This window comes from Variovorax atrisoli 110B (genome assembly GCF_000382045.1).
Classification (GTDB): Bacteria; Pseudomonadota; Gammaproteobacteria; order Burkholderiales; family Burkholderiaceae_C; genus Variovorax; species Variovorax atrisoli.
In genome coordinates this window covers 51,375-69,906 of the sequence record NZ_KB907455.1, presented here as the reverse complement: position 1 = coordinate 69,906, position 18,532 = coordinate 51,375, and the positions used below count along the sequence as shown (strand labels likewise).

The window sequence follows — 18,532 nt, the reverse complement described above, 5'->3', positions numbered from 1 at the left end:
GGGCGACTTTCTCGTTGCGCTATTTAAGGAATGCGTCGTAGGCGGTCTTCAGAATCAGCGCGCTCACCACCACGATGAACACCACCCGCACGAAGCCCGCGCCATGCCTGAGCGCAACCCGCGTGCCCAGGACGCTGCCGGCCACGTTGGCCACCGCCATCACCAGCCCGTAGTGCCACCAGACGTGGCCCTTGGCCGCCAGCAGGATCAGCGCGGCAGCGTTGGTCAGGGTGTTGATGATCTTGGCCGAGGCCGAGGCGTTGAGGAAGTCGTAGCCCATCCAGCGCACGAAGAGGAACACCAGGAAGCTGCCCGCGCCCGGGCCGAAGAAGCCGTCGTAAAGCCCGATCGTGAGCCCGATGGTGCAGGCCGCCAGCGTCTCGGCCCGGCCGGTGAAGCGTGGCGCGTGCATGCGGCCCATGTCCTTGCGCGCCAGCGTGTAGAGCAGCACGCCCAGCAGGATGAGCGGCAGCGCCTTGCGCAGGAAGCCTCCGGGGAACATGGTGACGCCCCAGGCGCCCAGCATCGAGCCGGTGAAACCGAGCAGCGCGGCCGGCCACAGCGCGCCCCAGCGCATCTGCACCCGCTGGCTGAACTGGGCCGCGGCGGCGGCCGTGCCCCAGATGGAAGCACTCTTGTTGGTGCCCAGAAGGGTCGCCGGCGGTGCACCCGGGAAGACGGCGAACAGCGCAGGCACCAGGATCAGGCCGCCTCCACCCACGATCGAATCGACGAAACCCGCGAGCGCAGAGGCGCCCGTGACCACCAGCATTTCCATAGGGCCTGGATTGTCTCACCCCGGTGCTATCGAAAAAGTAGCTGCGAAGGCCGATGCTCCAAGCCTCCGCGCAAATAAAAAAGGCGCCGACCAGCGGCGCCTTCAAGGTTGGACAGGCATCTCGTACGGAGCCTTTGAAGAATTTTTATTGTTGCTTGGGGGGTTTGTCTCCTCGGACCCTCGGCACACGAGCAGGGCCCGTTCGCGAGTGCGCAGACTTTAGGGGCACGCACCGCCTCAGTGCATAGGGAATTACCCGCTTTGCCTTACCAATAAAGCCCGATCTGCAAACCAAAGTGTTTCTGATAGTTAACAAAGTGGCACGACTTGTGCACGGGGCGCCTGAGTCCACCACTTGAAGAAGAAAGCGACCATGGCCCTGGCACCACAAGCCTCGATCAACGCGGCAGACACCGCATGGATGATGACCTCGACCGCGCTGGTGCTGCTGATGACGCTGCCCGGCATCGCCCTCTTCTATGCCGGCATGGTGCGCCGCAAGAACGTGCTGGCCACGATGGCGGCGGTGGTGGCGATCGCCGCCGCCGTCTCGCTGACCTGGTTCGCGGTGGGCTATTCGCTCGCCTTCACCGAGGGCTGGCCCTGGATCGGGGGCGCCGGCCGCCTCTGGTTCTCGGGCTTCGACTACCTGAAGGAGGCCGGCCAGCTGGCTGTGAGCCACGTGGCGCCCAACGTGCCCGAGTCGGTCTACGCGATGTTCCAGCTGACCTTCGCGATCATCACCACGGCCCTGGTGCTCGGCGCCTTCGTCGAGCGCATGCGCTTCTCGGCGATCCTGTGGTTCGCGCTGCTGTGGAGCGTGCTGGTGTATGCGCCCATCGCCCACTGGGTGTGGGAGCCGGGCGGCTGGCTCGCGCAGATGGGCGCGCTCGACTTCGCGGGCGGCTCGGTGGTGCACGTCAACGCCGGCATCGCGGGGCTGGTGTGCGCCTACGCCCTCGGCTCGCGCAAGGGCTACGGCCGCGAGGCCTTCGAGCCCTACAACCTGGCCTTCACCATGACCGGCGCGGGCCTGCTGTGGGTGGGCTGGTTCGGCTTCAATGCCGGCTCGGCGGTGGCGGCCGACGGGCGCGCGGGGCTGGCGATGCTGGTCACGCACATCGCGGCGGCTGCCGGCGCCATGAGCTGGATGCTCGGCGAATGGATCGTGCGGCGCAGCCCCTCGCTGCTGGGCCTGTGCTCGGGCCTCGTGGCCGGGCTGGTGGCCATCACGCCCGCTGCCGGCTTCGTCACGCCGCCGGCCGCGCTGGCCATCGGCGCCATCGCGGGGCTGGCCTGCTATTGGGGCGCCACCGGCCTGAAGCACCTGCTGGGGGCGGACGACTCGCTCGACGTGTTCGGCGTGCACGGCATCGGCGGTATCGTGGGGGCGCTGCTGACCGGCGTGTTCGCCGACCCGCGCGTCTCCGGCGCCACCGGCGACGTGCTCACGCAGGCGATCGCGGTCGGCAGCGTGGCCATCTTCAGTGCGACGGGCACGGCCGTGGTGCTGTTCCTGGTGCACGTCATCGTCGGCCTGCGCGTCGATGCCGACAGCGAGCTGCTGGGCCTCGATCTTGCACAGCACAGGGAACATCTCGGGAGCAGTTGACCCACCGACGGAGGAAACAAGCCATGTCGCCATCCATGTCCGAAAGCGAACGCATCGCCCTCGCCGCCCGCCTTCACGTGGCGCTGCGGCGAAAGCACGGCCGCGTGACCGACACCGAATGGATGGCGACCAATGCCGAGTACGCCGCCGAGATCGTGCGCATGACCCGCGCGCACGCGGCCGACACCAAGGACGAGGAGCTCTACCTGCTCGCCACCCGGCTGGAGCAGGCGATGGAGCCGCTGGCGCGCGCCGCACGCCTGGCGGCACGCCAGCCCGACGGCCAGCCGCCCACACCCCCACCCCGGTACGTCGGCGGCCTGCGCTGATACGCAGCCAGTTCGCGGGACACCGCGGAACCGGCTTTGCCGGGCCGCGGGTGTCGCCCCCGGCGAGGGGGTTGGCGAAGCGACACGAAGTGCGCAGAGCCTGGGGGAGAACTTAGCCTCCGCAAAACCGGCTTTGCCGGGCCGCAGGTGTCGCCCCTGTTAAGGGGGTTGGCGAAGCGACACGAAGTGCGCAGAGCCTGGGGGAGAACTTAGCCTCCGCGGAGCCGGCTTTGCCGGGCCGCAGGTGTCGCCCCCCCGGCGAGGGGGTTGGCGAAGCGACACGAAGTGCACGCAGCCCTGGGGGAGTGCTCAGTCCGCCTGGGCGGCCTTGCGGATCGACTGCAGCGTGCTGCCCGGCGTGATGGCCTCAGGGTCCAGCAGGCAGTGCAGGATCGACGGCTTGCCGCTGGCGCGTGCGCGGGCCAGCGCAGGGCCGAATTCTTCGGTGCTGGCCACGCGCTCGCCGTGGCCGCCGAACACCTCGGCGTAGCCGCGGAAGTCGGGGTTCTTCAGCTGGGTGGCACTGATGCGGCCCGGGTAGTGCCTTTCCTGGTGCATGCGGATGGTGCCGTACATGCCGTTGTCCAGCAGCACCACGATGATCGGCAGGCCGTACTGCACGGCGGTCGCGAATTCCTGGCCGTGCATCATGAAGTCGCCGTCGCCGGCGAACACCACCACCTCGCGCTGCGGCCACAGCCGCTTGGCGCCGACGCCGGCCGGCAGGCCGTAGCCCATCGAGCCGCTGGTGGGCGCGAGCTGGCTGGCATACGCGCGGAACGGCCAGAAGCGGTGCACCCAGGTGGCGAAGTTGCCCGCGCCGTTGCAGAAGATGGTGTCGGCCGGAAGCACCTCGCGCAGGTGCTTCATGACCTCGCCCATCTGCAGCGGGCCCGGAATGCGGATCGGCGACGGGTCGCTCCAGCGCAGGAAGTCTTCGCGTGCGGCCTTCGTCTCCGCCTGCCAGGCCGGCACCTGTGCGGGGCGCAGCGTGGAAACGGCCTCGGCGAAGGCCTGCGGCGTGGCGTGGATGCCCAGCGCCGGGCGATACAGCCTGCCCAGTTCGTCGGCATCGGCATGCACGTGCACCAGCGCCTGCTTCGGCTGCGGGATGGACAGCAGCTCGTAGCCCTGCGAGGGCACCTCCGACAGACGCCCGCCGACCAGCAGGATCAGGTCGGCATTGCGGATGCGCTCCAGCATCCTGGGGTTGACGCCCAGGCCGAGGTCGCCCGCATAGCAGGGGTGATCGGCCGACATCAGCATCTGCCGGCGGAACGAGCAATAAACGGGCAGCGAGAACGCCGCCGCGAAATCCGCGAACTGGCGCGACGCCTTCTCCGACCAGCGGCTGCCGCCCAGGACGACCACCGGCCGCTGCGCCTGCGACAGCCGCTGCTGCAGCTCGGCAAGCTGCGCCGCGCCGGGATGGGTCTCGGTGACGGCGTACGGCTGCGCGTCGGCCACCGTCGCGGCCTCGGTCAGCATGTCTTCCGGCAGCGCGATCACCACCGGGCCGGGCCGGCCCGAGGTGGCGACATGGAAGGCGCGCGAAACCAGCTCGGGCACGCGCGCAGGGTCGTCGATTTGCACCACCCACTTGGCCATGGTGCCGAACACCGCGCCGTAGTCCAGCTCCTGGAAGGCCTCGCGGCCCAGCGCGTCGCGCGCGACCTGGCCGACGAAGAGCAGCAGCGGCGTCGAATCCTGGTGCGCGATATGCACCCCGGCCGACGCATTGGTGGCGCCCGGCCCGCGCGTGACGAAGCACACGCCCGGCCTGCCGGTGAGCTTGCCCTGCGCCTCGGCCATCATCGTCGCGCCGCCTTCCTGGCGGCACACGGTCACTTCGATGGAGGCGTCGTGCAGCGCGTCGAGCACGGCGAGAAAGCTTTCGCCGGGCACGCAGAAGAGCTGCTCGACGCCGTGGGTGACGAGCTGGTCGACCAGGATCTGGCCGCCGGTGCGGGGTGTTGAAGTCATGCTGTATCCAATGGTCTGAAGGTGTTCGGTATTGCTCCTTCCTCCTCTGGGGGAAGGCGGGGATGGGGGCAAGCGGCGCCGGACGGACCGGCGGCAACGAATGCGCCGCCTGCCCCCACCCCAACCCGCCCCCGGAAGGGGAGGGAGAAAAGCGGAGTCATTCCAGCGCCTCGCAGGCAGCCTGGATGCGCTCGCAGGCCTCCCGCAGCTGCGCCATCGAGGTCGCGTACGAGATGCGGAAATACGGCGCCAGCCCGAACACGCTGCCCGGCACCACCGCGACCTCGAAGTCCTGCAGCAGGTAGCGGCAGAAGTCGCTGTCGCTGCGCAGCAGCATGCCGCCGCGGGTGTGCCGGCCGAGCACGCCGGCGCAGCTCGCGAATGTGTAGAACGCGCCCTCGGGCACGCGGCAGCGCAGGCCCGGCGCGCGATTCAGCGCGGCGACCACGAAGTCGCGCCGCGCCTGGAAGTCGGCGCAGCGCTCGGCCACGATGTCCTGCGGACCGGTCAGCGCCTCGATGGCGGCTGCCTGGCTGACCGACGAGGGGCATGACGTGGTCTGGCTCTGCACCACGGCCATCGCCGCGATCAGCGCTCGCGGACCGGCGCCGTAGCCCACGCGCCAGCCGGTCATCGCATAGGCCTTGGACACGCCGTTCACCGTCAGCGTGCGTTCGCGCAGGCGCGGCTCCGCCGCCGCCGGCGTGGCGAAGGCCAGTCCGTCGTAGAGGATGTGTTCGTAGATGTCGTCCGCCAGCACCCAGACCTGCGGATGGCGCAGCAGCACCTCGCACAGCGGTTTCAGCTGGTCCGCGCTGTAGGCGGCACCGCTCGGGTTCGACGGCGAGTTCAGGAACAACCAACGCGTGCGCGGCGTGATGGCCGCTTCGAGCTGCGCGGCATCGAGCCGGAAGCCGTTGGCCTCGGTGCCGGCCACGGGCACCGGCACGCCGCCGCAGATCTGCACGATGTCGGCGTACGAGGTCCAGTACGGCGCGGGCAGGATGACTTCGTCGCCTGGGTCCAGGCTGGCCATCAGCGCGTTGAAGATCACCTGCTTGGCGCCTGCGCTCACGCTGATCTCGTCGAGCGCGAAGTCCAGCGCGTTGTCGCGCCTGAACTTGAGCTGCACCGCCGCCTTCATCGCCGGGCTGCCGTCGAGCACGGTGTAGCGCGTGTCGCCTCTGCCGATGGCTTGCACGGCAGCGTCGCGCACGTTCTGCGGCGTGTCGAAGTCGGGCTCTCCCGCGCCCAGCACGATCACCGGGCGGCCGGCGCGCTTGAGCGCGTTGGCGTGGTCGGTGATGCGCAGGATCTCCGAGACGCCGATGGCGCGCACGCGCCGTGCGGGCTCGAAGACGATGGAAGTGGCGGTAGCGGCGGTCACTTGGCGTAGGCCTCCAGCGGCTTGTCGTTGGGTTCGGCGATGAGCTGCTTCAGCGTCGCGCTCATCGGCAGGTTCAGGCTGGTGTTCTTCGGCGGGATGGCCGCCACGAACCACTTGGTGTAGATCTTCTCGAGCTCGCCGCTCTTCATCATGCGGCGCAGCGAATCGTCCACCGCCGACTTGAAGGCCGGGTCGTCCTTGCGGAAGAGCAGTGCGATCGGCTCCGAGCCCAGCGGCTCGCCCACGATGCGGTAGGCCGAGGGGTTCTTCGAGTTCGCGATGATCCCGGCCAGCAGGTTGTCGTCGAGCACGAAGGCATCGGTGCGGCCCGACTCCATCAGGAGGAAGCTCTCGAGGTGGTCCTTGCCGAGCATGGTGTTGTACGAGACGTTCTGCGTGCGCTCGCGCTTGCGCAGCAACTGCACCGCCGTGGTGCCGGTGGAGGCCGACACGTTGCGGCCCGCGAGCTGGTCGAGGTTGGCGATGCCCGAGTCGACCCTGGTGGCCATGCGCACCTCGCTCACGTAGGTGGTGAGCGCGAAGGCCACCTGCTGCTGGCGCGCGGTATTGTTGGTGGTGGGGCCGCAGCCGATGTCGAGCGTGCCGTTCTGCACCAGCGGGATGGTGTTCTGCGCGGTCACGGCCATGTACTCCAGCTTCGCCTGCGGCGCGATCTCCTTCAGCACGCGCTCGCACAGCTCGACGTGGTAGCCCACGTACTTCTCGCCCGCGCCCAGCATGTAGGCCATGGGCGGCGAGGCCTCGCGCACGCCGAGCACCACCTTGCCGCTGGACTTGATCTTGTCGAGCGTGCCGCCGGTGGCCGCCACGGTCTGCACGGTTTGCGCGGCGGCGCCGATCGAAAGCGCGAGCAGGCCGGCTGCTGCAATGGTCCTGAAGGGGATATTCATGTGCTCTGTCTCCTGATGGTTGTTTTTGACGGGGAGGCGAAGGCCGTCCTGGCCTCGCACGGCCCTTTCGCGGGACATCGCGGAACCGGCCTTGCCGGGCCGCCGATGTCGCCCCCGCTGAGGGGGTTGGCGTAGCGACACGCAGTGCGCGAAGCCTGGGGAGAGACTCAGTCCCCGATGTCGAAGGTCACGCCCTGCGCGAGCGGCAGCGCGGTCGAGTAGTTGATGGTGTTGGTGGCGCGGCGCATGTACGCCTTCCAGCTGTCGGAGCCCGCCTCGCGGCCGCCGCCGGTCTCCTTCTCGCCGCCGAAGGCACCGCCGATCTCGGCGCCGCTCGGGCCGATGTTGACGTTGGCGATGCCGCAGTCGGAGCCCGAGCTCGACATGAAGCGCTCGGCCTCGCGCATGTTCAGCGTGAAGATCGACGACGACAGGCCCGCGCCCACCGCGTTGTGCTGCTCGATGGCCTCGTCGAGCGAGCTGTAGCGCACCACATAGAGGATGGGCGCGAAGGTCTCGCGCAGCACCGGGCCCTCGTGCGACTTCAGCTCCACCAGCGCGGGGCGCACGTAGTAGGCGTCGCTCGTGCCGATGCCCTCCACGCGCTGGCCGCCGTGCACCTTGGCGCCGATCTCGCGACTTTCGGAGAGCGCCTTCTGCATGCCGTCGAAGGCCGCGCGGTCGATCAGCGGACCGACCAGCGTGCCGGCCGCGCGCGGATCGCCCACCTGCACGTTGCCGTAGACCTTGGCGAGCTTGGGCACCAGCTGGTCGTACACGCTCTCGTGCACGAACAGGCGGCGCAGCGTCGTGCAGCGCTGGCCGGCCGTGCCCATCGCGGCGAAGGCGATGCCGCGCAGCGCGAGGTCGAGGTCGGCCGAGGGCGTGACGATGGCGGCGTTGTTGCCGCCGAGTTCGAGGATGGCACGTGCGAAGCGCGCGGCCAGCTTCGGGCCCACCTGGCGGCCCATGGCGGTCGAGCCGGTGGCCGACAGAACGGGCACGCGGTGGTCGTCCACCAGCACCTCGCCGATGTCGCGCTGGCCCAGCAGCAGGCCCAGCAGGCCTTCGGGCGCGTCGCCGAAGCGTTCGAGGGCGCGCTGCGCGATGGCATGCACGGCCAGCGCGGTCAGCGGCGTCTTCTCGGAGGGCTTCCACACCACCGGGTCGCCGCACACCAGCGCCAGCGCCGCGTTCCACGACCACACGGCCACCGGGAAGTTGAAGGCCGAGATCACGCCGCACACGCCCAGCGGATGCCAGGTTTCCATCATGCGGTGCTCGGCACGCTCGGTGGCCAGCGTGAGGCCGTAGATCTGGCGCGAGAGTCCGACCGCGAAGTCGCAGATGTCGATCATCTCCTGCACCTCGCCTGCGCCTTCGGACGGAATCTTGCCGGCCTCCAGCGTGACGAGGCGGCCCAGGTCGGCCTTGGCGGCGCGCAGTTCCTCGCCCAGCAGGCGCACCAGCTCGCCGCGGCGCGGCGCCGGCACGTTGCGCCAGGCCTTGAAGGCCTCGTGCGCGCGGCCGATGACTGCCGTGGCCTCGGCCGGCGAGGTCTGCGGCACCTGCGCCACCACCTCGCCGCTGACGGGCGAACGCACCGTCAGCTCGCCGCCGGTGTGGGCCGAGCGGGGCACGCCCAGGCGTTGCAGCAGCTGCGCGACTTCGGTGGCGACGGGAAGGGAGGTTTGGGCTTCGGACATGAGCGCTCCGGGGACAGATGAAGGGAAAGACGGGAAGGCGGCGAGAGGCCTAGTCCGCCCAATATCAGCGAATCGAACCCGATCGCCAAATGAAAATATCGAAGGATCTGGTGCGTTTCAGGAAGGACCTCAGCCTTTTGACGTGCGCCTAGCGCACCAACCTGGCTGCCGCCAGGACCCACAGCGCCACCAGCACCACGTTGCTCGCCGCGAACACGCCCAGCCGGTGCAGCACGTGGTTGTAGGTCAGGTGCACCGCGGTGTGCGCCGCCCGCAGCCCCACGTAGGCCCAGGCCAGCCACACCGCCGCGGGCGTCGGCTGCACCGCCACGTAGAAGAGCAGGCACACCACATAGAACAGCACCGGCAGCTCCAGCAGGTTCATGTAGTTGCGGTTGGGGATGCGCACCGCGTCCGGCACCGCCGCCGACTCGCCCAGCCTGAAGTCGGCCGTGCGGACTTCGCGGCGCAGCAAGGCACGCACGCGCGTGAAGGGGATCAGCAGCAGCACCATGCCGGTGAGGGCCGCGAGGGCGAAGACGGGGTAGAGGATCGAGGGGTTGTTCATGGTCGCCTCCCTGCTCAGTCCGGCCGCGAGGCCTCGGGCAGCGGAATCTTCTGCCCCGCCGGCGAGCTCGCCAGGCTCTGCGCCGGCCGCCTCAGGGTCGCATCGAAGGGATTGATCCTCGGCCCGATCGCCGCCGCCTCGCGTTTCAGCAGCTCGACCACGGTCGGCATGCGGTCGGCGTTGAGCCGGTCGGCGATGGTGCCCACGCTCAGCGCGGCCACCGCGCGGCCTTCGCGGTCGAGGATGGGCACGGCCACGCCGGCCATGCCTTCGAGCAGGCCGGTGTTGCGGCCTGCGTAGCCCGCCTGGCGCACGCGCTCGATCTCGGTGCGCAGGTAGACCTCGTCGTACACGCCGTACTCGCGCACCCGCGAAAGGTTGAAGCGGATCACCTCCTCGCGCTCGGCCTCGGGCAGGAAGGCCAGGATCGCCAGCGCGCCCTGCCCCACGCCCAGCGCGATGCGCCCGCCGATATCGCCGGTGAAGGAGCGGATGGGAAAGGGCCCTTCGCTCCTGTCGAGGCACACGGCGTCGAAGCCGCTGCGCGCAAGAAGGAAGATGCTGTCGCCGAGGCTCGCGCACAGGCGCAGCAGCACGGGCCGGCAGATGGAGCGCAGGTCGCCGGGATTGCCTGCGCTGGCGGCGAGCGCGAAGAAATCGATGCTCAGGCGGTAGAGCTTGCTGCGCTCGTCCTGCTCGACCATGCCTTCGGCCATGAGCGACTGCAGCAGCCGGTGCGTGGTGGCCTGCGTGAGGCCCACGGAACGTGCGATCTGGGTCACGCGGCCGCCCTCGGCCTGCACCGCGCCGAGTGCGCGGATCACCGAAAAGACGCGCGGCACGCCCCCGCTGGCCGCCGCTGCCGCCCCTGCACCGGCCGGGGTGTTCGCCGAAGAGCTCTCCATACCTTCCTCCTGCGGAATTCGATTCATCGATCGAAGCCATGATATTCCATTGAACGGAATAAATTGAAGAAAGATTCTGATTAATGGAATACCCGAGGCGATCTGGCGCAATCGTTGCAATAGAGTGAATTAAGGACAGCAAGCTGTCCATGGCCCGCACCAAGTCGAAGCAAGGTGCCCGGAGCCATCTTTTCGCCCCCGAAGAAAGGCCCGTTCCATGTCATTCCTGCGGCTCACCGACGTGACCAAGTTCTATGGCGCCACCCGCGCGGTGGCGGACATGAATCTCTCGGTGGAGAAGGGCGAGTTCGTCTCGCTGCTCGGGCCCTCGGGCTGCGGCAAGACGACCACGCTCCAGATGATCGCGGGCTTCGAGGCAGTGAGCGGCGGTCGCATCGAGCTCGCGGGCAAGGACATCACGCACGCCAAGGCCAACACGCGCGGGCTGGGCATCGTGTTCCAGACCTATGCCCTCTTCCCGCACATGACGGTGGCCGACAACGTGAGCTTCGGCCTCGAGATGCGCAAGATGCCGAAGGCCGAGCGCACCGAGCGCGTGAAGCAGGCGCTGGCGCTGGTGCATCTCGAGCAGCACGCCGCGCGCTACCCGCGCGAGCTTTCGGGCGGCCAGCGGCAGCGGGTGGCGCTGGCGCGCGCGCTGGTGATCGAGCCGCCGGTGCTGCTGCTGGACGAGCCGCTGTCCAACCTCGACGCCAAGCTGCGCGAGGAGATGCAGTTCGAGCTGCGCCAGATCCAGCGCAAGGTCGGCACCACCACGGTGATGGTCACGCACGACCAGAGCGAGGCCATGTCGATCAGCGACCGCGTGGTGGTGATGGAAGGCGGCCGCGCCACGCAGATCGACCATCCGCAGCGCGTGTACGAGCATCCGGGCACGCGCTTCATCTCCACCTTCGTCGGCAAGGCCAACCTGCTGGACTGCCGCGTGTCCGGCAGCGGCCCCGGGCGCACCTGCGTGGAGGTGGGCGCGCTCTCGCTCGACGTGGACGACACCGGCTTCGACGTGAACGCGGGCGCGCTGCTGAGCGTGCGGCCCGAGAAGCTGCAGCTGGTGGCGCCGGGCCGGGGCCGCATCGACGGCGAGGTGCTGGAGCGCTTCTTCCTCGGCAGCCAGTGGCTCTACCGCGTGGCGACTTCGGTCGGCGAGCTCATGGTGCTGAGCCCCAACGACGGACGCGAGGCGCTCGCGGAAGGCAGCCGCACCGGCATCGACTGGCCGGCGCACTGCATGCGGCTGCTGCCGGCCAATGAGAAGGCTGTCGCGGCATGAGCACCTCGAAGAGCAAGGCCACGCCCTGGTGGCTCTCCGGCCCCGCGCTGCTGCTGTTCACGGTGCTGCTGGTGGTGCCGCTGGGGCTCACCGCGGTGCTGTCGTTCAACGCCTACGACCCGGCCACCGGACCGAAGACGGGCGAGTTCACGCTCGCGCACTACGCGCTGGTGTTCTCCGACTCCTACTACCTCGGCATCTTCTGGCGCACCTTCTGGGTCTCGGCGCTGGTCACGCTGATCTGCGTGCTGATCGGCGCACCCGAGGCCTACGTGCTCAGCCGCATGCGCAACCCGTGGCGCTCGGCGCTGCTGCTGGTGGTGCTCGCGCCGCTGCTGGTGTCGGTGGTGGTGCGGGCCTTCGGCTGGAGCATGCTGCTGGGCCCCGAGGGCGCGGTGAACGCGCTGCTGCAGCTCGTGGGCATCGGGCCGGTGAAGATCCTCTACACCAACGCGGCGGTGGTCATCGCGCTGGTCCACGTGATGCTGCCCTTCATGGTGATCCCGGTGTGGACATCGCTGCAGAAGCTCGACCCCGGCGTGGAGAACGCCGCCCTCTCGCTCAACGCCACGCCCTTCACCACGCTGCGGCGCATCGTGCTGCCGCAGGTGATGCCCGGCATTCTCTCGGGCAGCCTGATCGTCTTCGGGCTGGCGGCGAGCTCCTTCGCCATTCCGGGGCTGCTGGGCGGACGACGGCTGAAGATGGTCGCGACCATCGTCTACGACGAATACCTCAGCGAGCTCAACTGGCCGCTGGGGGCGGCGGTGGCGCTGGTGCTGCTCGTCGCCAATCTTGCGGTGATGCTCAGCTACAACAGGCTGGTCGAAGGCCGCTACAAGAAAGCGCTGGGATGAACATGACCCCCACGCTCCATCACTTCGTGTATTCGCTGCCTCCCGAGGGGGCGCGTGCCTCCCTTGGGACGGTCCGGCGGGAGGCACCATGAACAGGAACGGTCCCATCGCCCTCGCGTTCAACGCCCTCGTCATCGTCTTCATGCTGGCACCGCTGGTGGTGGTGTGCGTGGTGGCGTTCACGCCCGAGAACACGCTGACCATCCCGACCACGCATTTCTCGCTGCGCTGGTTCGAGGCGGTGTTCGCGCACCCCGACTTCATGCAGTCGTTCTGGAACAGCCTGTGGCTCGCGCTGAGCTCGGCCACCATCGCGACGCTGCTCGCGGTGCCGGCCGGCATGGCGATCACGCGCTACGAGTTTCCGGGGCGCGACTTCCTCAACGGCCTGTTCCTCTCGCCGCTGATCGTTCCGCACCTGGTGCTGGGCGTGGCGCTGCTGCGTCTGTTCTCGCTGGTGGGCGGCGCGGGCAGCTTCGGCTGGCTGGTGCTGGCGCACGCGCTCATCGTCACGCCCTACACGCTGCGGCTGGTGGTGGCGGCGCTGGTGGGCTTCGACCGAAGCGCCGAGCAGGCCGCGCTCTCGCTGGGCGCGAGCCAGGCCAAGGTGTTCCGCCGCATCACGCTGCCGATGATCCTGCCGGGCGTGACGGGCGGCTGGATGCTGTCGTTCATCAACAGCTTCGACGAAGTGACGATGTCGATCTTCGTCACCTCGCCGAGCACGGTCACGCTGCCGGTGCGCATGTACATGTACGCGACCGAATCCATCGATCCGCTGATGGCCGCGGTGTCGGCGCTGATGGTGGCGGTGACGGCCTTCGCGATGGTGCTGCTCGACCGCGTGTACGGGCTCGACCGCGTGCTGGTGGGGCGCAGATAGATGAAGACGACCATGACCGCACACGCATTGCTCCACCGCGTGGCCGAGAAGACCGGCCGCGCGACGGTGCCCTTCACGCTCGACGGCCAGCCGGCGAGCGCACTGGCCGGCGACACCGTGCTGACCGCCGTGCTCACGCAGTGCGGCCAGCTGCGCCGCAACGAGTTCAGCGGCCTGCCGCGCGCGGGCTTCTGCATGATGGGCGCCTGCCAGGACTGCTGGATCTCCACCGACGAAGGCGAGCGCCTTCGCGCCTGCTCGACCTTCATCGCGCCGGGCATGGCGCTGGTCACCGGAAGGGACGGCGCATGACCGCCACGCCGACAGCGGCATCGACACCGACACCGACAGGCGAAGTCCGCCCCGTGATCGTCGGCGCAGGCCCGGCCGGCGTGCGCGCCGCGCAGACGCTGGTGGCGCACGGCCTGAAGCCGGCGGTGATCGACGAGGCCTCGCGCGCGGGCGGACAGATCTACCGCCGCCCTCCTCCCGGCCTGGCCGCGCGCGACAAGCAGACGCTCTACGGCTTCGAGTCGAAGCGCGCCGAAGCGGTGCACACGGCCTTCGACGCGCTGCAGGGCCGCATCGAACACCATGCCGACAGCCTCGCGTGGAACACGCAGGACCAGGTGCTCGACGTGATGCACAACCCCACGCGCAGCAACCGCCGCGTGCCCTACAGCCACCTGATCGTCGCGACCGGCGCCACCGACCGCGTGCTGCCACTGCCGGGCTGGACGCTGCCCGGCGTCTACACGCTGGGCGGCGCGCAGGTCGCGCTCAAGTACCAGGGTTGCGCCATCGGGCGCCGCGTGGTGTTCATGGGCACGGGGCCGCTGCTCTACCTGGTGGCTTATCAATATGCCAAGGCCGGCGTGGACGTGGCCGCAGTGCTCGACACCGCGCGCCTCGCCGACCAGATCGCCGCCGCACCCGCGATGCTGGCGCAGCCGGCCGTGCTCGCCAAGGGCATGTACTACGTGGGCTGGCTGCGCGCGCACGGCGTTGCGCTGCATGGCGGCGTGCGTTCGCTGCGCGTGCTCGGCGACGAGGCTCAGGCGCGCGTCACCGGCGTGGCCTGGCTCGACGGCGAGACGCAGCGCACGATCGACTGCGATGCGGTGGGCTTCGGCTACGCGCTGCGCTCCGAGACGCAGCTCGCCGACCTTCTCGGCTGCCGCTTCGACTACGCGCCGCTGCACCGCGCGCACCTGCCGGTGCGCGACGCGGCGGGACGCTCCAGCGTACGGGGCGTGTACCTCGCGGGCGACGGCGCCGGCATCATGGGCGCGGACGCGGCCGAATGGGCGGGCGAGCGTGCGGCGCTGGCGCTGCTGCAGGACGCGGGCATCGCATTCGACACCGCGCGCGCATCGGAACTCGAACGCAGGCTCGACAGGCTCGCCGGCTTCCGCCGCGGCCTCGAGCGCGCCTTTCCGGTGCCGCAGGACTGGGCCGGGAACGCGAGCGACGACCTCGTGATCTGCCGCTGTGAGAACGTCACCGCCGGCACGCTGCGCCAGACCATCGCCAGCACCGGCGCCGACGAGATGAACCGCCTGAAGGCCCTGTCGCGCGTCGGCATGGGCCGCTGCCAGGGGCGCATGTGCGGCGCCGCGGCCGCCGAGATCCTCGCGCACGCGACGCGGCAGCCGCTGCAGCAGGTGGGCCGACTGCGCGGGCAGGCGCCGATCAAGCCGATCCCGATCCGGCTCGTGCCGGCCGATGGGAGCGGCGCATGAGCTCGATCAGGAAGCTTCGCACCGACGTCGCCATCATCGGCGGCGGCATCGTCGGCTCTTCCGCCGCGCTGGCCCTGCGCCGCATGGGCGTCGGCGTGGTGCTGCTGGAGCGCGATCTCTGCGGCTCGCGTTCCAGCGGCGTGAACTACGGCGGCGTGCGCCGCCAGGGCCGGCCGGTGAGCCAGCTGCCGCTGGCGCAGCGCGCGCACCGCATCTGGGGCAACCTGCCCGGGCTGCTGGGCACCGACGGCGAATACATCCGCTCGGGCCACTTCAAGATCGCGCGCAGCGAATCGGACATGGCCTCGCTCGAACGCTACCGCGCGCTGAGCAGCGACTTCGACCTGGGCCTGGAGCTGATCTCCGGCGCGCGCCTGCGCGAGCAATGCCCTTGGCTCGGCATGCGCGCGGTGGGCGGCTCGCTCTGCGCGGAAGACGGTCAGGCCAATCCGCGCCTGGTGTCGCCGGCCTTCGCGCTCGCGGCGCAGCGCGCCGGAGCGCAGGTCTTCGAGCGCCACAAGGTCGACGAGGTGGCGCACGACGGCGCGATGTTCATGGTGCGCAGCGGCAATGCGCTCGAGGTGCAGGCGCCGGTGCTGCTGAACTGCGCGGGCGCGTGGGCCGGCGCCATCGCCAGCCAGTTCGGCGAGACGCCGCCGATGTACGCCCGCAGCCCGCTGATGGCGGTGACCGAGCCGGTGCCGCATTTCATGAAATGGAGCCTGGGCGTGGAAGGCGGCGGCATCTACTGCCGGCAGGTCGAGCGCGGCAACGTGGTGCTGGGCGGCGGCACGGGCATCACGCTCGACGCCGAACGCTCCCGCGCCGAGCGCGAGGGCATCGCCGCGCTGGCGGTGCAGGCCATCGAGCTGCTGCCCGCGCTGCGCCACGCGCACATCATCCGCACCTGGGGCGGCACCGAGGGCTACCTGCCCGACCGCGAACCGGTGCTGGGCCCGAGCCGCACCACGCCGGGCCTCTTCCATGGCTTCGGCTTCGCGGGCGCGGGCTTCCAGATCGGCCCGGCCGCCGGCGAGGTGCTGGCCGAGCTCGCACGCGACGGCCGCACCGACACGCCCATCGACGCCTTCGCCATCGAGCGCTTCGACGGCGCCGACGAATCACTCACCGCATCCCCCACCTGAACCTGAATGGAGAGCATCGCCATGTCCCAGAAGTCCTCGATCAGAACCCTTCCGCTGCTGGCCGCGCTGCTCGCGGCCGCCGGCATCGCCGGTGCACAGACCAAGACCCTCTACATCGGCATGAACGGCGGCACGATGGAGAAGGCGTACACGCAGTACGTCTTCCCGGCCTTCGAGAAGGCCTACGGCGCGAAGGTGGTGGTGGTGCCGGGCACCTCGTCCGACATCCTCGCCAAGGCGCAGGCCAACAAGGACAAGCCGCAGATGCACGTGATGTTCCTCGACGACGGCGTGATGGTGCGCGCCATCGGCATGGGCCTGTGCCAGAAGCAGAAGCCCAGCCAGTCGCTCGGAGAGATCTACCCGGCCGCGCGCTTCAAGGACGACATGGCCAGCGGCGTGAGCCTGGGCATGACGGGCCTGGCCTACAACGCGAAGATGTTCAAGGAGAAGGGCTGGGCGCCGCCCACCTCGTGGATGGACCTGGCCGACCCGAAGTACAAGGGCAAGGTGGTGTTCCAGTCGGTGTCGTCGTCCTCCTTCGGGCTGCACGGCTTCCTGATGTTCAACCGCATCCAGGGCGGCAACGACAAGAACGTGGAGCCCGGCTTCAAGGCCTGGCCCACCACCATCGGGCCGAACGTGCTGGAGTACATCCCGAGCTCGGCCAAGCTCTCGGAGATGGTGCAGACCGGCGAGGCGGCGATCTTCCCGCTCACGCCCACGGCCGTGGCCGCGATGAAGAGCAAGGGCATCCCGGTCGAGTACGCGCCGCCCAAGGAAGGCGCGGTGGTGCTCATGGTCGGCCAATGCGTGATCGCCAACAACACCGAGCCCGAGCTCTCGCAGAAGCTCGCCGAGTTCCTGCTGAGCCCGCTGGCGCAGGCCAACGTGCTGCAGTACGGCGCGCAGATCCCGACCAACCCGAAGGCGCCGGTGGTGGGCGACGGCGTGGCGCAGGTGGCCGACATCAACAAGTGGATGAAGACCGCGGTGACCATCGACTGGGAAAGCATCAACGCAAACCGCCCTGCATGGAACGCGCGCTGGAACAAGACCATCGAGAAATAAGGCTCGCCCCCAGGCTGCGCGCACTTCGTGTCGCTTCGCCAACCCCCTTCCGGGGGCAACACCGCAGGCCCCGGCGAAGCCGGTTCCTCGGTGTTTCCGGCATCAGACCGAGGTCAAAGCCAAGCTAGGTCCTGGGAGCCTTGCGCAGCAGCACCGGCATGCACAACAGGTAGACCACCGCGCCCGCCAGCCACGCGATGCCGGGAAAGCGCAGGCGGAAGGCGAAGTAGAGCTGGCTGATGAGCAGCGGTCCGAACACCGAGGCCAGGCTCGACAGGCTCGCGAGCACGCCCTGCAGCCGTCCCTGCTCGGCCTCGCCCACGCGGGCCGAGAGCATCGACTGCAGCGCGGGCGCGCCGATGCCGCCCGTGCACAGCAGCGGCAGCAGCGCGAGCGCCATCCAGCCCTGCGTGGCGAAGGCCAGCAGCGCATAGGCGGTGCAGTCGGCCGCGGTGCCGATGGCGATGGCCGCGCGCTCGCCCCAGCGCTCGACCAGCGGCCCCGCCACGAAGCCCTGCATCAGCGCCTGGATCAGGCCGAAGACCGCGAGCGAGACGCCGACCATGGTGCCGTTCCACGCGAACTTGTCTTCGCCGTAGAGCACCCAGGTCGTGCCGGCGACCTCGCCCACCAGCATCAGCACCGTGAACACGCCGAGGATGGGCAGCAGCGCGGGAAAGCTCTTCGCCCAGCGCAGCGGCGCGAGCGGATGCAGCACGCCTCGGTCGAAGGGCTGCGTGGCGAGCTTCGCGGGGCGCGACTCGCGCAGCAGCAGCAGGGCCGCGAGGAAGGTCAGTCCGTTGAGCACGGCGGCGGCGATGAACGGCAGCCGCACGCCGTGGTCGCCGAGCACGCCGCCGAGCGCCGGCCCTGCGATGAAGCCGATGCCGAAGCACGCGCCCATGCGGCCGAACCGGCGCGCGCGCTGGTTCTCGGGCGTGAGGTCGGCGATGGCTGCCGAGGCCACCGCCATGTTCGCGCCCGTCATGCCGGCGATCGCGCGGCCCACGAACAGCATCCACAGCGAGGGCGCGAAGGCCATGAAGAGCGCGTCGACGGCCGCACCCGCCACCGAGACCAGCAGCACCGGACGGCGGCCGAAGCGGTCGCTGAGCGCACCGAGCACCGGCGCGCAGAGGAACTGCATCAGCGCGTAGAGCGAGAGGAATGCGCCGAAGCGCCAGCCGAGGTCGCCCGTGTGGCCGACTTCGCGCAGCAGGCTGGGCACGATCGGCATGACCAGGCTGATGCCGATCGCGTCGAGCGTGACGATCGCGAGGATCACGGCCTGCGCATGGCGGCCGCTCGCGAGGGGGTTTGGAAGTGCGTCTGAATTTATCATCGATAAGGAATTATCAGCGATA

General features: G+C 69.6%; 17 protein-coding genes. 9 read left to right on the top strand and 8 right to left on the bottom strand.

The window, feature by feature from the left end; translation table 11 throughout:
* Positions 1-19: 19 nt before the first annotated feature.
* A complete protein-coding gene (locus tag G369_RS0118175) occupies positions 20-778 on the bottom strand; it encodes a sulfite exporter TauE/SafE family protein (RefSeq protein WP_019655449.1) in 759 nt (252 codons plus the stop codon).
* Positions 779-1,151: 373 nt separating this feature from the next.
* Between G369_RS0118175 and G369_RS0118170 the strand changes: the two genes are divergently transcribed.
* Together G369_RS0118170 and G369_RS0118165 are read left to right on the top strand one after the other, a co-directional pair.
* Complete coding sequence (locus tag G369_RS0118170) at positions 1,152-2,390, top strand: ammonium transporter (protein ID WP_038115230.1); 1,239 nt, start codon at positions 1,152-1,154, stop codon at positions 2,388-2,390.
* 23 nt (positions 2,391-2,413) lie between these two features.
* Positions 2,414-2,719: a hypothetical protein gene (locus tag G369_RS0118165; protein ID WP_019655447.1), complete on the top strand. Its 306-nt coding sequence runs from the start codon at positions 2,414-2,416 to the stop codon at positions 2,717-2,719.
* Positions 2,720-3,028: 309 nt separating this feature from the next.
* Here G369_RS0118165 and G369_RS0118160 read toward each other — a convergent pair whose 3' ends face one another.
* From G369_RS0118160 to G369_RS0118135, 6 genes are all read right to left on the bottom strand, one after another.
* Positions 3,029-4,702: a thiamine pyrophosphate-binding protein gene (locus tag G369_RS0118160; protein WP_019655446.1), complete on the bottom strand. Its 1,674-nt coding sequence runs from the start codon at positions 4,700-4,702 to the stop codon at positions 3,029-3,031.
* Between the two features lie 157 nt (positions 4,703-4,859).
* Positions 4,860-6,089: a pyridoxal phosphate-dependent aminotransferase gene (locus G369_RS0118155; protein WP_019655445.1), complete on the bottom strand. Its 1,230-nt coding sequence runs from the start codon at positions 6,087-6,089 to the stop codon at positions 4,860-4,862.
* The gene (locus tag G369_RS0118150) at positions 6,086-7,000 is read right to left on the bottom strand and encodes a transporter substrate-binding domain-containing protein (RefSeq protein ID WP_019655444.1); all 915 of its coding nucleotides are present in this window, start codon (positions 6,998-7,000) and stop codon (positions 6,086-6,088) included. Before G369_RS0118150 ends, G369_RS0118155 begins: the two co-directional genes overlap by 4 nt.
* 167 nt (positions 7,001-7,167) lie before the next feature.
* The gene (gene amaB, locus G369_RS0118145) at positions 7,168-8,706 is read right to left on the bottom strand and encodes an L-piperidine-6-carboxylate dehydrogenase (RefSeq protein ID WP_019655443.1); all 1,539 of its coding nucleotides are present in this window, start codon (positions 8,704-8,706) and stop codon (positions 7,168-7,170) included.
* 148 nt (positions 8,707-8,854) lie between these two features.
* Complete coding sequence (locus G369_RS0118140) at positions 8,855-9,274, bottom strand: MAPEG family protein (RefSeq protein WP_019655442.1); 420 nt, start codon at positions 9,272-9,274, stop codon at positions 8,855-8,857.
* Between the two features lie 14 nt (positions 9,275-9,288).
* A complete protein-coding gene (locus G369_RS0118135) occupies positions 9,289-10,179 on the bottom strand; it encodes an IclR family transcriptional regulator (RefSeq protein WP_019655441.1) in 891 nt (296 codons plus the stop codon).
* A gap of 217 nt (positions 10,180-10,396) precedes the next feature.
* Here G369_RS0118135 and G369_RS0118130 point away from each other — a divergent pair, with 217 nt between their 5' ends.
* From G369_RS0118130 to G369_RS0118100, 7 genes are all read left to right on the top strand, one after another.
* Entirely contained in the window at positions 10,397-11,470 is a 1,074-nt protein-coding gene (locus G369_RS0118130) for an ABC transporter ATP-binding protein (RefSeq protein WP_019655440.1), read from the top strand.
* Complete coding sequence (locus G369_RS0118125; RefSeq protein WP_019655439.1) at positions 11,467-12,327, top strand: ABC transporter permease; 861 nt, start codon at positions 11,467-11,469, stop codon at positions 12,325-12,327. The genes G369_RS0118130 and G369_RS0118125 overlap by 4 nt, the downstream gene beginning before the upstream one ends.
* A gap of 88 nt (positions 12,328-12,415) precedes the next feature.
* A complete protein-coding gene (locus G369_RS0118120; RefSeq protein WP_019655438.1) occupies positions 12,416-13,210 on the top strand; it encodes an ABC transporter permease in 795 nt (264 codons plus the stop codon).
* Between the two features lie 12 nt (positions 13,211-13,222).
* Positions 13,223-13,522 carry a (2Fe-2S)-binding protein gene (locus G369_RS0118115; RefSeq protein ID WP_020723150.1) on the top strand — a complete coding sequence of 100 codons (300 nt, stop codon included), beginning with the start codon at positions 13,223-13,225 and terminating at the stop codon, positions 13,520-13,522.
* Positions 13,519-14,952 carry an FAD/NAD(P)-dependent oxidoreductase gene (locus G369_RS0118110; RefSeq protein ID WP_019655436.1) on the top strand — a complete coding sequence of 478 codons (1,434 nt, stop codon included), beginning with the start codon at positions 13,519-13,521 and terminating at the stop codon, positions 14,950-14,952. Before G369_RS0118115 ends, G369_RS0118110 begins: the two co-directional genes overlap by 4 nt.
* Complete coding sequence (locus G369_RS0118105; RefSeq protein ID WP_019655435.1) at positions 14,949-16,097, top strand: NAD(P)/FAD-dependent oxidoreductase; 1,149 nt, start codon at positions 14,949-14,951, stop codon at positions 16,095-16,097. Before G369_RS0118110 ends, G369_RS0118105 begins: the two co-directional genes overlap by 4 nt.
* A gap of 21 nt (positions 16,098-16,118) precedes the next feature.
* Positions 16,119-17,168, top strand: coding sequence for an ABC transporter substrate-binding protein (locus G369_RS0118100; protein WP_126184101.1), 1,050 nt, complete (start codon positions 16,119-16,121; stop codon positions 17,166-17,168).
* Positions 17,169-17,292: 124 nt separating this feature from the next.
* Here G369_RS0118100 and tet read toward each other — a convergent pair whose 3' ends face one another.
* Positions 17,293-18,510 carry a Tet(A)/Tet(B)/Tet(C) family tetracycline efflux MFS transporter gene (gene tet, locus G369_RS0118095; protein ID WP_051127606.1) on the bottom strand — a complete coding sequence of 406 codons (1,218 nt, stop codon included), beginning with the start codon at positions 18,508-18,510 and terminating at the stop codon, positions 17,293-17,295.
* Positions 18,511-18,532: the final 22 nt, after the last annotated feature.

Coding starts and splice junctions, on each gene's coding strand:
- G369_RS0118175 (WP_019655449.1), bottom strand. CDS start 778: ATGGAAATGCTGGTGGTCACGGGCGCCTCTGCGCTCGCGGGTTTCGTC.
- G369_RS0118170 (WP_038115230.1), top strand. CDS start 1,152: ATGGCCCTGGCACCACAAGCCTCGATCAACGCGGCAGACACCGCATGG.
- G369_RS0118165 (WP_019655447.1), top strand. CDS start 2,414: ATGTCGCCATCCATGTCCGAAAGCGAACGCATCGCCCTCGCCGCCCGC.
- G369_RS0118160 (WP_019655446.1), bottom strand. CDS start 4,702: ATGACTTCAACACCCCGCACCGGCGGCCAGATCCTGGTCGACCAGCTC.
- G369_RS0118150 (WP_019655444.1), bottom strand. CDS start 7,000: ATGAATATCCCCTTCAGGACCATTGCAGCAGCCGGCCTGCTCGCGCTT.
- amaB (WP_019655443.1), bottom strand. CDS start 8,706: ATGTCCGAAGCCCAAACCTCCCTTCCCGTCGCCACCGAAGTCGCGCAG.
- G369_RS0118140 (WP_019655442.1), bottom strand. CDS start 9,274: ATGAACAACCCCTCGATCCTCTACCCCGTCTTCGCCCTCGCGGCCCTC.
- G369_RS0118135 (WP_019655441.1), bottom strand. CDS start 10,179: ATGGAGAGCTCTTCGGCGAACACCCCGGCCGGTGCAGGGGCGGCAGCG.
- G369_RS0118130 (WP_019655440.1), top strand. CDS start 10,397: ATGTCATTCCTGCGGCTCACCGACGTGACCAAGTTCTATGGCGCCACC.
- G369_RS0118125 (WP_019655439.1), top strand. CDS start 11,467: ATGAGCACCTCGAAGAGCAAGGCCACGCCCTGGTGGCTCTCCGGCCCC.
- G369_RS0118120 (WP_019655438.1), top strand. CDS start 12,416: ATGAACAGGAACGGTCCCATCGCCCTCGCGTTCAACGCCCTCGTCATC.
- G369_RS0118115 (WP_020723150.1), top strand. CDS start 13,223: ATGACCGCACACGCATTGCTCCACCGCGTGGCCGAGAAGACCGGCCGC.
- G369_RS0118110 (WP_019655436.1), top strand. CDS start 13,519: ATGACCGCCACGCCGACAGCGGCATCGACACCGACACCGACAGGCGAA.
- G369_RS0118105 (WP_019655435.1), top strand. CDS start 14,949: ATGAGCTCGATCAGGAAGCTTCGCACCGACGTCGCCATCATCGGCGGC.
- G369_RS0118100 (WP_126184101.1), top strand. CDS start 16,119: ATGTCCCAGAAGTCCTCGATCAGAACCCTTCCGCTGCTGGCCGCGCTG.
- tet (WP_051127606.1), bottom strand. CDS start 18,510: ATGATAAATTCAGACGCACTTCCAAACCCCCTCGCGAGCGGCCGCCAT.